General features: G+C 35.3%; 11 protein-coding genes and 1 rRNA gene. 4 read left to right on the top strand and 8 right to left on the bottom strand.

Going from position 1 to position 13,831, the window contains the following annotated elements; all coding sequences use genetic code 11:
* The 8 genes from EK386_RS15375 to dnaA all read right to left on the bottom strand — a co-directional run.
* Nucleotides 1-171 (bottom strand): 16S ribosomal RNA (locus EK386_RS15375); the annotation flags it as partial.
* Between the two features lie 284 nt (nt 172-455).
* On the bottom strand, nt 456-1,559 hold the full coding sequence (locus EK386_RS15370; RefSeq protein WP_126660068.1) for an HD-GYP domain-containing protein: 1,104 nt from the start codon (nt 1,557-1,559) through the stop codon (nt 456-458).
* Nucleotides 1,560-1,723: 164 nt separating this feature from the next.
* Complete coding sequence (gene gyrA, locus EK386_RS15365; protein ID WP_126660067.1) at nt 1,724-4,273, bottom strand: DNA gyrase subunit A; 2,550 nt, start codon at nt 4,271-4,273, stop codon at nt 1,724-1,726.
* A gap of 26 nt (nt 4,274-4,299) precedes the next feature.
* Nucleotides 4,300-6,234 carry a DNA topoisomerase (ATP-hydrolyzing) subunit B gene (gene gyrB / locus EK386_RS15360; RefSeq protein WP_439331241.1) on the bottom strand — a complete coding sequence of 645 codons (1,935 nt, stop codon included), beginning with the start codon at nt 6,232-6,234 and terminating at the stop codon, nt 4,300-4,302.
* Nucleotides 6,235-6,492: 258 nt separating this feature from the next.
* The gene (gene recF, locus EK386_RS15355) at nt 6,493-7,608 is read right to left on the bottom strand and encodes a DNA replication/repair protein RecF (protein ID WP_126660066.1); all 1,116 of its coding nucleotides are present in this window, start codon (nt 7,606-7,608) and stop codon (nt 6,493-6,495) included.
* A complete protein-coding gene (gene yaaA / locus EK386_RS15350) occupies nt 7,609-7,836 on the bottom strand; it encodes a S4 domain-containing protein YaaA (RefSeq protein ID WP_126660065.1) in 228 nt (75 codons plus the stop codon).
* Between the two features lie 174 nt (nt 7,837-8,010).
* A complete protein-coding gene (gene dnaN / locus EK386_RS15345) occupies nt 8,011-9,147 on the bottom strand; it encodes a DNA polymerase III subunit beta (RefSeq protein WP_126660064.1) in 1,137 nt (378 codons plus the stop codon).
* Nucleotides 9,148-9,317: 170 nt separating this feature from the next.
* Nucleotides 9,318-10,664, bottom strand: coding sequence for a chromosomal replication initiator protein DnaA (dnaA, locus tag EK386_RS15340; RefSeq protein ID WP_126660063.1), 1,347 nt, complete (start codon nt 10,662-10,664; stop codon nt 9,318-9,320).
* 598 nt (nt 10,665-11,262) lie between these two features.
* Between dnaA and rpmH the strand changes: the two genes are divergently transcribed.
* From rpmH to jag, 4 genes are all read left to right on the top strand, one after another.
* Entirely contained in the window at nt 11,263-11,397 is a 135-nt protein-coding gene (rpmH, locus tag EK386_RS15335) for a 50S ribosomal protein L34 (protein WP_004233310.1), read from the top strand.
* Nucleotides 11,398-11,484: 87 nt separating this feature from the next.
* Complete coding sequence (rnpA, locus tag EK386_RS15330; RefSeq protein ID WP_126660062.1) at nt 11,485-11,829, top strand: ribonuclease P protein component; 345 nt, start codon at nt 11,485-11,487, stop codon at nt 11,827-11,829.
* Nucleotides 11,830-11,997: 168 nt separating this feature from the next.
* Nucleotides 11,998-12,768 (top strand): membrane protein insertase YidC, encoded by a 771-nt coding sequence (gene yidC / locus EK386_RS15325; protein WP_126660061.1) that lies wholly within the window; start codon nt 11,998-12,000, stop codon nt 12,766-12,768.
* Nucleotides 12,765-13,535: an RNA-binding cell elongation regulator Jag/EloR gene (jag, locus tag EK386_RS15320; protein ID WP_126660060.1), complete on the top strand. Its 771-nt coding sequence runs from the start codon at nt 12,765-12,767 to the stop codon at nt 13,533-13,535. Before yidC ends, jag begins: the two co-directional genes overlap by 4 nt.
* The last annotated feature ends 296 nt before the right edge of the window (nt 13,536-13,831 follow it).

Raw genomic sequence — 13,831 nt, 5'->3', positions numbered from 1 at the left:
TATTAGCTCCGGTTTCCCGGAGTTATCCCCAACTATAGGGCAGGTTGCCCACGTGTTACTCACCCGTCCGCCGCTAACCTTTAGGAGCAAGCTCCTAAAGGTCCGCTCGACTTGCATGTATTAGGCACGCCGCCAGCGTTCGTCCTGAGCCAGGATCAAACTCTCCATAAAAGAGAAAATTTGATTAGCTCAAATTTCTTGCTGGCATCAATTATGATGTCCAAATTTTGTTTCCTAACTTAATAAGAAACTATATTTCATTAACGTTTTGTTGTTCAGTTTTCAAAGTTCATAACTTCATATGTCTTAACGACTTACTTATAATAACAAGGATTTCGACTTAAGTCAACACTTCTCAACAAAAAAATACCTATTTTTTATAACCGTACTAGAATTCTTTCTTTATAAACCTCCAACTTCATGAGAAAAACAGGGGAGAACATCGCTTTCTCCCCTTATTCATTTGTAATAACACGCGAAATATAAAAACTACGATTCTTTGATAAATCTACTATTTCACCAGTAGTCGACAATTTAATTAATGGACGCGTTGGAGCAAATTTGTTAATAAACATTACCTCACCACGTTCTAAATTTGTTAACTCAATTTTTGTACCAATAGGTAGGGCAGCAACAAGATCAATAAGTGCTTGTACCACTTTAATATCAAATTTACCAAACTCAGATTCCTTTATCATTTCAATTACTTTAAATGGCGACTCTTTTGATCGATAAAGGCGCTCACTTGTCATAGCATGAAACGTATCGGCAACTGCAATAATTTGCGCATAGTTTGAAACTTGACCGATTCTAAATTTATCAGGGTAACCGCTTCCATCTAAACGTTCATGATGTTGATGAATTGCTTCTTTCATTTCTTCTTTAATAGCAGGTAGACTTTTAATCATTTGAAAGCTATAGGTAGGATGTTTACGAACTTCTTCAAACTCCATTGCGTTTAGAGGTTCCTTTTTTTCCCTAATACGAAGAGGAACCTTTGACATACCGGAATCAGCTAATGTTCCAGCAATAGCCATTTGAAGGATATAACCACGTTCATATCCTAATTTTTGTGTAATAGCAGCGCTAATTAAACCTGTTGCGATACAATGATGATATAAATAATCCTTTGCATTAGAATAGCTATTTAAATTAAAGATAATTGTTCGGTCTTCAAGCACTTTTTCTACTAAAGGTAAAATAACGCCACGAACTTTCGTTATATCTACTTTCGTACCTCCACCCCATCCATTAAATAATTTCTTAAACTCCTCTACTGCATCACGATAGTTTTTTTCAAATCGATCAACAACTGGTGGTAATTGAATTTGTATAACCTCAGACGTTTCTTCAACAGTTTGTCCACCTTTATTCGTCTTAGGATCATTTTCTATAAGAATAGGAATTTTAAAAATATGAAATGCTTTGAGTACGTGTAAATGCTCGGATGTTACTTTCGTATTTTTTAAAACAATTGGGTATGGTGAATTTGCATAAATATCTTCCGCAATCACTTTACCAATTCGAAGTTCATTTAAGGTTACATTGATAGCTTCCAATTCAAAAACCCCCTTATATCAATTCTAACTAGTTTGTTTTAAGAGATTGTTTTTTGTATCATTTATTCTATATGTAAAATTATACTATATTTTTTGTATCTAAATTTGCTTGTCTACGAAAAAAATCAGAAACTTTGTCTAAACTAAGTTTCTGATTTTAATGATTAGTTATTTTCTGAATCTGTATTTGGGATGTTATTACGGTTTTCAGTCGCTTCTTCAGTCGCTTCTAATTCTTCTTGGTTATCTGTTAATTCTACTTCTTCATCTATTTCATCTTCATGTTCTTCTTTCTTAACACGAGCTACAGTTGCCACTGTTTCATCTTCGCCTAAACGAATTAGACGTACACCTTGTGTGCTACGGCCGACAATTGAAATATCATTTACATCCATACGAATTAACATACCATTAACAGTAATTAACATTAAGTCTTCTGTTCCATCCACTGTTTTCACTGAACACATTGGTCCATTTTTATCAGTGATATGAATTGTTTTAATTCCTACTCCACCACGACTTTGGAGACGGTATTCTGTTTCAGGCGTTCTTTTACCATAACCTTTTTCAGTAACTACAAGTATTTCTTGACCTGGTTCAATAATTTCCATTCCAACAACATAGTCGCCATCACGTAATTTGATACCACGCACGCCAGCCGCAGTTCGACCCATCGAACGTATATCATCTTCTTTGAAACGAATTAACATTCCATTATGCGTACCAATAATGACATCTTTTGTTCCGTCTGTTAAACGTACGGAAATTAAATCATCTTCTTCATGTAAGCTAATTGCAATTAAACCATTGTTTCGGATGTTAGCGAATTGAGAAAGTTGCGTTCTCTTTGTAATACCCGTTTTTGTTGTGAAGATGAAATAAGCGTCTTCTTTAAATTCATCAACACGTATCATGGCTGTTACTTTTTCAGATTTATCTAGGTTTAAAAGATTAACAATCGGTAACCCTTTTGCCGTCCTTCCAAATTCAGGAATTTCGTATCCCTTAGAACGATATACTTTTCCTTTTGTTGTGAAGAATAATATTGTATCGTGGGTAGAAGTAAATAATAAATGTTCAACAAAGTCATCTTCATGAGTACCCATTCCTTGAACACCACGGCCACCACGTTTTTGACTACGATAAGTATTTGCAGCAAGTCTCTTAATATATCCGTTATGTGTTAGTGTAAGAACTGAATCTTCACGTGGGATTAAATCTTCGTCTTCAATCATTTCAAGACCACCAGCTGAAAATTGTGTTCGACGATTATTATTGTATCGATCCTTAATTTCAAGCAACTCAGTCCGAATTATATCTATTATTCTTCCTTCATCAGCTAAAATTGCTTTTAAATCAGCAATTAGCACTTGTAACTCTTGATATTCATTTTCAATTTTTTCTCGCTCTAGACCACTCAAACGAACAAGTCTCATATCTAAAATTGCTTGTGCTTGACGATCAGTTAGGCTAAAGCGCTCCATTAAGGTCGGTTTTGCCTCTTCACCTGTACGTGACGAACGAATTATCGAGATAATTTCATCGATGTGGTCAAGTGCAATACGTAAACCTTCTAAAATATGTGCACGATCTTCAGCTTTTCGTAATTCAAACTGTGTACGACGAGTAATGACTACTTTTTGGTGCTCTAAGTAGTAATGTAAAACTTCTTTTAAACTTAAAACTCTAGGTTGACCATCTACTAGAGCAAGCATATTTACTCCAAAGTTAGATTGCATTGCTGTTTGTTTATATAAATTATTTAAAATAACATTGGCATTTGCATCTTTACGTACTTCCATAACGATTCGCATACCGCGGCGATCTGATTCGTCACGTAAATGTGTAATCCCCTCAACTCGTTTATCACGAACTAATTCTGCAATTTTTTCAATTAATTTTGCTTTATTTACTTGGTAAGGTAGTTCATTTACAATGATTGTTTCTTTACCATTTGATTGAACTTCTATTTCAACCTTAGCACGAACAGTGATTGATCCACGACCGGTTTCATAGGCACGACGAATACCACTGCGCCCTAGAATAATTCCACCTGTAGGAAAGTCTGGACCAGGAATGATCTCCATTAATTCGTCAGTCGTAATCGCAGCGTTTTCTGATAATGCAATAATGGCGTCAATTGTTTCTCCTAATTGATGCGGCGGGATATTAGTTGCCATCCCAACTGCAATACCAGAAGCACCATTTACAAGTAAATTTGGGAAACGGCTAGGTAACACGATCGGTTCTTTTTCCGATCCGTCATAGTTATCTTGATAATCAATTGTATCTTTGTTAATATCACGTAGCATTTCCATTGCAATTTTAGACATACGTGATTCCGTATAACGCATAGCGGCAGCACCGTCACCGTCTACAGAGCCAAAGTTACCATGACCGTCAACTAACATATAACGATAACTAAAATCTTGCGCCATACGTACCATTGCATCATAGATAGAGGAGTCGCCATGTGGATGGTATTTCCCCATTACATCCCCAACAATACGGGCGCTCTTTTTATATGGTTTATCAGAGTAGTTCCCTAATTCATGCATTCCATATAGAATACGACGATGTACTGGTTTTAAACCATCCCGTACATCTGGTAATGCACGGGAAACAATAACACTCATTGCATAGTTTAAAAATGATGTTTGGACTTCTTCGCTAATTTTTATTCCTTTTACACCAGAATGTTGATTTTCAGACATTTAATTACCTCCCTTCAAAGAAGAACTTATATATCTAGATTTTGAACATATACTGCATTTTCTTCGATAAATTGACGGCGAGGTTCAACCTCATCCCCCATTAACTCTTGGAAAATTTTATCGGCTTTCATTGCATCATCTAACTCCACTTGTAAAAGTGTGCGATGCTCTGGATCCATTGTTGTATCCCATAATTGCTCAGCATTCATCTCACCCAACCCTTTATAGCGTTGGATGGCTGGTTTTGGGTTTTGTGATAAGCGACCTAAAATTTCTTGTAGTTCTTCATCCGAGTAACAATACTCCACATGTTTCCCTTGTTTCACTTGATAAAGCGGTGGCTGTGCAGCATATACATAACCCGCTTCAATTAGTGGACGCATAAAACGGAAGAAGAATGTAAGTAATAAAATACGAATGTGCGCACCATCAACATCGGCATCTGTCATAATAACAATTTTGTGATATCGTGCTTTTTCTAAATCAAATTCTTCTCCAATTCCAGTACCAAAGGCCGTAATCATAGCACGAATTTCAGTATTAGATAAAATACGATTTAAATTTGCCTTTTCGACGTTTAAAATTTTACCGCGCAATGGCAAAATCGCTTGGAAATAACGGTCACGACCAGATTTGGCAGACCCACCAGCAGAGTCACCCTCAACGATGTAAATTTCTGACTCAGAAGGGTTTGTAGAAGTACAGTCTGCTAATTTCCCTGGTAAGCTTGAAACTTCTAAAGCAGATTTACGGCGAGTAAACTCACGCGCTTTTTTTGCTGCAACGCGTGCACGTGCTGCCATTAACCCCTTATCTATAATTTTCCGCGCAATGGCAGGATTTTCTAACAAGAAGCGTTCAAATCCATCAGAGAAAAGGGAGTTTGTAATTTGACTTACTTCTGAGTTCCCTAATTTTGTTTTTGTTTGCCCTTCAAATTGAGGATCTGGATGTTTTACTGAAACAATAGCAGTTAATCCTTCACGAACATCTTCACCTGTTAAATTTGTATCTGAGTCTTTTAATATTCCACTTTTACGTGCATAGTCATTTATTACACGAGTTAGTGCTGTTTTAAAGCCCGACTCATGTGTTCCACCTTCATAAGTATTAATATTATTGGCAAATGAATAGATATTTGAAGAGTATCCGTCATTGTATTGCATAGCAATTTCAACAGATATGCCATCTTTTTCACCCATAATATCAATTGGATCATGTAAAGGCTCTTTTGAATTATTTAAATGCTCAACATATTCACGAATCCCACCTTCAAAGTGGAATGTATTTGAAATGATTTCTTCTCCTCGTTCATCTGCAATCGTAATTTGGATGCCACGATTTAAGTATGCAAGCTCACGAACACGAGTAGCTAAAATTTCATATTCATACTCTGTTGTTTCTTTAAAGATTTCTGGATCCGCTTTAAAACGAGTAGTTGTACCTGTTTCATCCGTATCACCAATAATCTTTAATGGCTGTACTGTTTGACCACGTTCAAAAATAATGGAGTGAATATGACCATCACGTTTTACATAAACTTCCGTAGTAATAGACAACGCATTAACTACGGATGCCCCTACACCATGAAGTCCACCTGATACTTTATATCCTCCACCGCCAAATTTACCTCCAGCATGAAGAACAGTCATGATAACCTCAACAGCAGGTATACCCATTTTTTCCTGAATACTAACTGGAATGCCTCGACCATTATCTTCTACACGAATCCAATTATCTTTTTCAATGGCAACAATAATGTCCGAACAATGCCCCGCAAGAGCCTCGTCAATACTGTTATCCACGATTTCCCAAACTAAATGGTGAAGCCCTTTAGAGCTTGTTGAACCAATATACATCCCGGGACGCTTACGAACGGCTTCTAACCCTTCTAAAACTTGTATCTGTTCAGCATCATAAGCTTGTTGAACTTGTTTCTCTTCTAAAGCCACCACGTTCACCTACTCTTTCCAACTTCAGTATGTGTCAAAATTAAAAAGTCTTATCAAAAAATGTAAAAATTTCAACGAATCATTTAATCTTTGTGTCATTGCATACACAATTGACACACAAATTCTTATGACTCGTTTGGAATTATTTCATTCAGCCCTTATTATTTATGAGAATTATACGTAGGAGTAAGGTTCAACCCCTTCACAAATATAGTAGCCTTTATATTTTTCCCTAAAAAAAGTGGGAATTATTGTAGTAAATAAATATTAACTACTTTCAATTTCACCCTGTTTCACGTGAAACATTTTTGCATGTTGAATTGTCTCATGATGAATCCCATCCACACTTGTTGTTGTGACAAACGTTTGCACTTCACCTTGTATGGTGTTAAGTAAGTGTGATTGGCGATAATCATCTAATTCTGACAACACATCATCTAAAAGCAAAATAGGCGCTTCTTTTGTTTCTTTTTTTATTAACTCTATCTCAGCAAGTTTTAAAGAAAGCGCAGTTGTTCTTTGTTGACCTTGGGAGCCATAAGTTTGTACATCGTAGCCATTGACGATAAATTGCAAATCATCTCGATGTGGTCCAACTAATGTAACCCCTCTTTCAAGCTCTCTTTTTTTTACTTCTGCTAGTTTTTGTTCCAAATATGTAGCCATTTGTTCTTCAGTCCAGTCTGAATCTAGACCAGAAGGAGGACGATATTTAATAACTAGTTTCTCCAACCCACGACTTATACCGCTATGGATTGTTTCCGCCCATTCTTGTATCAGTTCAACAAAATGAAATCTTTTACGAATAATTTGGACAGCAGAATGAATATATTGTTCAGTATATATAGCAAATAACACATCATCTATTTGATGCTTGCCTTGATTGATCTTTAACAGATGATTACGTTGTTTTAATAACTTTTGAAATGTAAGTAATTCATGTAAATAGGTTGCAGATATTTGTCCAATTTCCATATCAATAAAACGGCGCCTTATTTGAGGGCTTCCTTTAACGACATTTAAATCCTCTGGCGCAAACATAACTACATTCATTTGTCCGATATAATTACTTAATTTCGTTTGCTCTAGGTGGTTCACCTTGCCCTTTTTACCTTTTTTTGTAATGGATAATTCCATTGGAAAGCTACTATAACGGTTTTGTACAACACCTTCTATTTTACCATAGTCTGCTTCCCAACGTATCAATTCTTTATCATTACTTGTGCGATGAGATTTTGCCATGGCTAAAACATAAATAGATTCCATTACATTTGTTTTGCCTTGTGCATTTTCTCCGATAAATACATTGATTTTTGGAGAAAAGTCTAAAGCTAGTGATTCGTAATTACGGTAATTTTTTAGTTGTAAATGCTCAATGAACATTTAATTTTCTCCGTTCTGATTGGCAATTACAAATCGTCCCACTCCTGGGATGTTAATTACATCACCATGACGTAATTTACGTCCCCGACGATTATCAATTTCGCCATTTACATATACATCATGTTCTTGTAAAAACCATTTAGCCATACCGCCAGAACTTATTGCATCTGTGACTTTTAATACTTGGCCAAGCGTTATAAATTCTGTTTCAATTACAATTTCATCCAAAGTAAATTCATCCTCCGATTCACATACATCTATCTCTCTATCATACCTAAAATGCGTGGAAAATGCCAAAAGAAAGTGGGTATGGCATATCAATTCAAGAAAAGCTTAAACCTAAAAGAAAAAAGATAGCCACAGCGGACTATCTTTCAAATATATGTTTTATGTTATTAAAATTTAGTACGTTCGAACAGGTAAAATTAGTTGTAAAATTGCATCATCGTGTACAGAACGTAAAATAAACGGTCTCATAGCACCTGTAAATTGAATGATGACATCTTGACCATCAATCGCTTTTAAAGCTTCCATCATGTATTTCGCACTAAATGAAATTTTTAAGTTTTCCCCTTCTAACGATTCAACCTGAATTTGTTCTTCTACTTTCCCTATTTCAGGTGAATTTGATGAGATTTCTACAATGTTACCATCAAATGTTTCAAAGCGAACAACATTATTGCGATCTTCACGTGCTAAAAGAGATGCACGATCGATTGCTTGTAATAATGATTTCCCGTTAATTTGTAAGTTTGTTTTAAATTCTTCAGGAATTAAACGTGTTGTTTCTGGGTAATTTCCTTCTAGCAAGCGTGAGAAGAATAAAACATTGTCTGCTTTAAATAAAACTTGTTGATTTGTAATGACAATTTCTACTGGGTTACTTGAGTCGCCCAGAATTTTATTTAACTCATTTAAACTTTTACCTGGAATAACAACTGAGCTTACATCTGTTGGTAATTGTTCAAGAGTTGTTTTTCTTCTTGCTAGACGATGACTGTCCGTTGCAACACAAACTAATTCATCCCCTTGAATCTGCCAATTTACCCCTGTTAAAACAGGTCGACTTTCTGAAGTAGCTACAGCAAATACAGTTTCACGAATAATAGACTTTAATAAGTCAGCAGCAATTGTAAACTGTTGATTTGTCGATACTTCAGGTAATAATGGGTATTCAGAAGCATCAGATCCAATTAAGTGGAATTCTGATTTACCAGAACGAATATGCGTTTGTAAACCGTTTGATACTTCAATTTCTACATCATTTGTTGGTAATTTACGTACAATTTCATTAAACATACGAGCTTGTAACACAATTGAGCCTGTATTAGAAATATTGATTAATTGATTCCCATCTTCTTCAATCGGAATAAACGTTTGAATTGTAATATCCGCATCACTACCAGTTAATGTTAGTCCCTCGTTTGTTACATCAATTTTTATCCCTGTCAAAATTGGAATGGTTGTTTTTGAACTTACTGCTTTCATTACATCATTCAATCCATCTAGTAAACGGTCTCTCATAATATCAAATTTCATCTATGATACCTCACTTATTAATATATTATTTTTAATAGATTTTAATAGATATAGTAATAGGTCCTGTGGATTTGTGGATAACTATAGTTTTCGCTATAAAAATCAAACTATCCACATGTTGATAAAGTGTGGATTAGTTTGTGTGAAAAGAAAAGAGTTATCCACACTGATTATTTACCTAAAACACTACGAATTTGTTTAATATCTTGTTGTAGTTGTTGATCTTCTTTAAGCATGTTAGAGATTTTTTCATGCGCATGAATGACGGTAGTATGATCCCGTCCCCCAAATTCTTCCCCTATTTTAGGTAAAGAGAAATCCGTTAATTCTCTTGATAAATACATCGCCACTTGACGAGGGTATGCAATAGATTTTGTCCGTCGTTTTGCAGAGAAATCCTCTAACTTAATATGATAATGCTCACCCACAACCGTCTGAATATCCAAAATTGAGATAGCACGAGGCTTAGAATTTGGAATAATATCTTTTAAAGCTTCTGCAGCAAGTTCTGCATTAATATCTCGATTAGCTAAAGAGGAGAACGCAACAACACGAATTAGTGCGCCTTCTAACTCTCGAATGTTCGTATCAATCTGATTCGCAATATAGTGCATTACTTCATTAGGTATATCTAGTCCGTCAGCTTTTGCTTTTTTACGCAGGATCGCAATACGCGTCTCTAGGTCGGGCGGTGTAATATCAGTAATTAAGCCCCATTCAAAACGTGAGCGAAGGCGGTCTTCAAGGGTAGGAATTTCCTTTGGCGGCCGGTCACTTGATATAACAATTTGTTTTGATTCGGTATGCAATGTATTAAACGTATGGAAAAATTCCTCTTGCGTAGATTCTTTCCCAGCTAAAAATTGAATATCATCGATTAGTAGCACATCGACATTTCGATATTTGTTACGAAAATCTACTGCTTTGTTATCTCGAATTGAGTTAATAAATTCATTTGTAAACTTTTCTGATGATAAATAAACGACTTTAGCATTAGGATTATGTTCGAGCACATAATGGCCAATCGCGTGCATTAAGTGAGTTTTTCCTAATCCTACTCCCCCATAAATGAAAAAGGGATTATAGGCTTTTGCAGGAGCTTCAGCTACAGCTAGTGAGGCTGCATGTGCAAATCGATTCCCAGATCCAATGACAAACGTGTCAAATGTATACTTTGGGTTGAGCATTCCTGGTGATATTTCAGAATGCTCATTATTATTTACCTGCATCACCTGTGGGACAGGCAAATCTTCGCTATCATCATCCTGATCCTTTTGAACAACAAATTTTATAAACAAGTCTTCTCCTGTTAATTCAGATAAAATGCCCGCGATTAGATGAACGTAATGATTTTCAAGCCAATCACGAGCAAAAGAGTTTGGGGCTGCAATAGTAACATTGGAACCTTTATATGAAAGTAGCCTTGTTGATTTCAGCCATGTTTCAAAGCTTGGTTTTGAAATTTTTTGTTCTACTTGAGCCAGGACATTGTTCCATAATTCTTCTAAATGTGCCAAGCTTTTTTCTCCTTTTCATGTATATTTTCAATTCAAATTAAATAAAATGCATCTATATAGAATAACAGAATTATTTTAAAACACATAATCACAGTATGTGGATAACTTTTATTCAAGGATTGTGATTAAAATTGTCCACAGGTTATTAACATCTGTGGATAAAATATTTCCCGAGATACATTTCCACAAAGGAAAACACAATAATAGTAACAGAAAAAGATAGGCATTTCAATAGCTCGCAAAACTTATCCACATAGCTATATTTTACTCACAAATGAGTTGTCCACAGGCTTAGTATTTGTTAAAAAGCTGTCAGTAACTACTGTGGATAAAAAAATATTAAAAAAAATTATCCACAATGATTTTTTCATTTAGTGAAAAATTATGTGGATATTTTTAATGTAATAGATAGATAAGGAAGCTATGGAACAGGTGTGTTGATCAAGTTAGTGAAAAGGAATTAAAATGTGCGCTGTAAAATGGAATGTGAAAAAATGTGCTTTAAATTATTAATTGACAAGCTATTTCTTTTGACTATATAATGTTATGGTCTGTATGTTAGATAGATAATCAACTTTCATCTGGAGGTGTATATATAATGAAACGCACATATCAACCAAAAAAACGTAAACATAGTAAAGTACATGGATTCCGCGCACGTATGAGCACAAAAAACGGTCGTAAAGTTTTAGCAGCTCGTCGTCGTAAAGGAAGAAAAGTATTATCAGCATAAGTCCACTGAGCTTCTTCAGTGGTCTTTTTTTTCTTTATTTTAGGTTAGAATAAAAGAAGTACCGATGGAATATGGAGCGGGTGAAGTATGAAAAAGCGCCAAAGAGTAAAAAAGAATGAAGACTTTCAAAAAGTATTTAAAAAAGGAAAGTCCTTTGCTAATCGGCAATTTGTAGTGTATTGCTTACCAAAAGAGGATCAATCTGAGTTTCGAGTAGGGTTATCAGTGGGGAAGAAGATTGGAAAAGCAGTAACGAGAGTTCAAATTAAGCGATATATAAGACAAGTATTTTTAGAATTGAAAGATGAAATACGATTAGATATGGATTATGTTATTATCGCCAGACATCCGGCGGCCACTTTAGACTTTCATGAAACAAAAAAGAGCTTAGAACACGTACTAAAAATAGCGAAAGTACTGAGGAAGAAATAAAAATTTGACGTTGTTATGAGCACTTTTTACTTCCTATATCTGAATTTTCTGAATAAGTGGATTATTGCCAATTAAAATATATGAAATCAAAACAATTAGTAGAGTGAAAGCGTTACCCATGTTAAAATAGCATCAATGAAATTGAATAGTGCTCTAGGAGGAAGAAGGTTGAAGAAAAGATTTTGGATTGTTCTGTCTCTAGTTTCAGTAGCTTTACTGCTTTCTGGATGTACAGAATTCGATCAGCCAATCTCATCTAAAAGTGAAGGCTTTTGGAATGAATTTATCGTTTGGCCATTAGTATCGTTTATCAAGTACTTTGCTGAAATACTAGGCTCATACGCTTTAGGGATTATTATTGTAACGATTATTATTCGTTTAGTAATCCTTCCATTTACTATTAAACAAGTAAAAAGTTCGAAAAAGATGCAAGAAATCCAGCCTAAAATGAAAGAATTACAACAGAAATATGCTTCTAAAGATGCTGTCACACAACAAAAGTATCAACAAGAAATGATGGCGTTAATGCAATCTTCTGGTGTAAATCCAATGGCAGGTTGTTTACCAATTTTTATCCAAATGCCAATTTTAATAGGCTTCTATCACGCAATTAGCCGTATGAATGCAACCCCAGCATTTGATCTAGGAACGTTTTTAATTTTCCCATTAGCTGAACCTAGTATTGTACTAGCTGTATTGGCTGGTTTAATCCAATTTGGAGTGTTAATGACTGGACCTGCAGTTGATAATCCGCAGATGAAAGTCATGATGTATATCATGCCAGTAATGATTATTGGATTTGGTATAGTGTTACCAGCTGCATTATCATTATATTGGGTAGTCGGAAATATTATCTCAGTTATTCAAAACCTTGTGATTTATAAACCTTTTAATAAAAAGAAAACAGAACCTGCGACAACTGGAGGAGCGAAAAAGTGAAACAGATTACGCAATTAGGCGCGAGCAAAGAAGAAGCGATCTCATTAGCGTTACAAAATCTCGGGGTAACTCGTGATCAAGTTGAAGTTGAAGTTTTACAAGAGGCGAAAAAAGGATTTTTAGGTTTTGGTGCACGTGCTGCTGAAGTTCGTGTAACTGTAAAAGAAACACAACAAGAAGAACAACTAGTACCGGAAATTGCAGTAGAAGAAGACCTTGTTAAAGTACAACTAGAAGTAGAAGAGGTAAAAGAGGAACTTATTGAACTTGATGCAGAACAACAAGAAGAAATTCACGAAGATGAGTTACCAAAAGTAAGCCCTGTAGAGGTTGCAAAGGATTATGTTATAAGCATTGCGAAGGATATGGGCATTGAAGACTTAACAATTTACTCTAAAGTAGAGGGAAAAAACGTATTACTAAAGTTAGAGAGTGAGAAAGCAGCTCTATTAATTGGTAAACGTGGTTCAACATTGAACGCACTACAACAATTAACACAGTTAATCGTTAATAAAAGTGCAAAGTCTTTCCTACTAGTTAAGTTAGATGTGGAAGATTATCGTGAACGTCGTCAAGTGGCATTAGAACAATTAGCTGAACGCATGGCAGATCGAGCGATTCGTACCGGAAGAAAAGTTCCATTAGAACCGATGCCTTCATATGAGCGAAAAATTATTCATAATGCACTAGCAAATCGCATTGATATTGAAACTTACTCTGAAGGAACAGAACCAAATCGTTATATCGTAATTGAATCAGTAAAATAAAAACAGAATACAGACAAATGATGAAGGGGATGTCCAGAAAGCACTGCACTTTCTGGACATCTACGTTTCTAATAATAAAATATCGCTAAAAAGCTGTGCTCCTGCGGTAGTAACAATAAATTGTCACTATCCTCGTCGCAAAGGAGCCGTCCAAAATCACTTTTGGACGGCTCCTTTTTTGCGTTTTTTTAAGAGCTATAAGAGTAAAAAAATGAAAATTTTCCACAAAATAAAACCGAGTACACATAAAGACGGAGCTGGGCGAGCACCTATAACTTTTCTTTTATCCACATGTG

It is taken from the genome of Lysinibacillus antri, assembly GCF_003977595.1.
In the GTDB taxonomy this organism is placed as follows: domain Bacteria; phylum Bacillota; class Bacilli; order Bacillales_A; family Planococcaceae; genus Ureibacillus; species Ureibacillus antri.
Note: the sequence above shows the minus strand (reverse complement) of the source record. Positions and strands in the feature narration are given on the sequence as shown.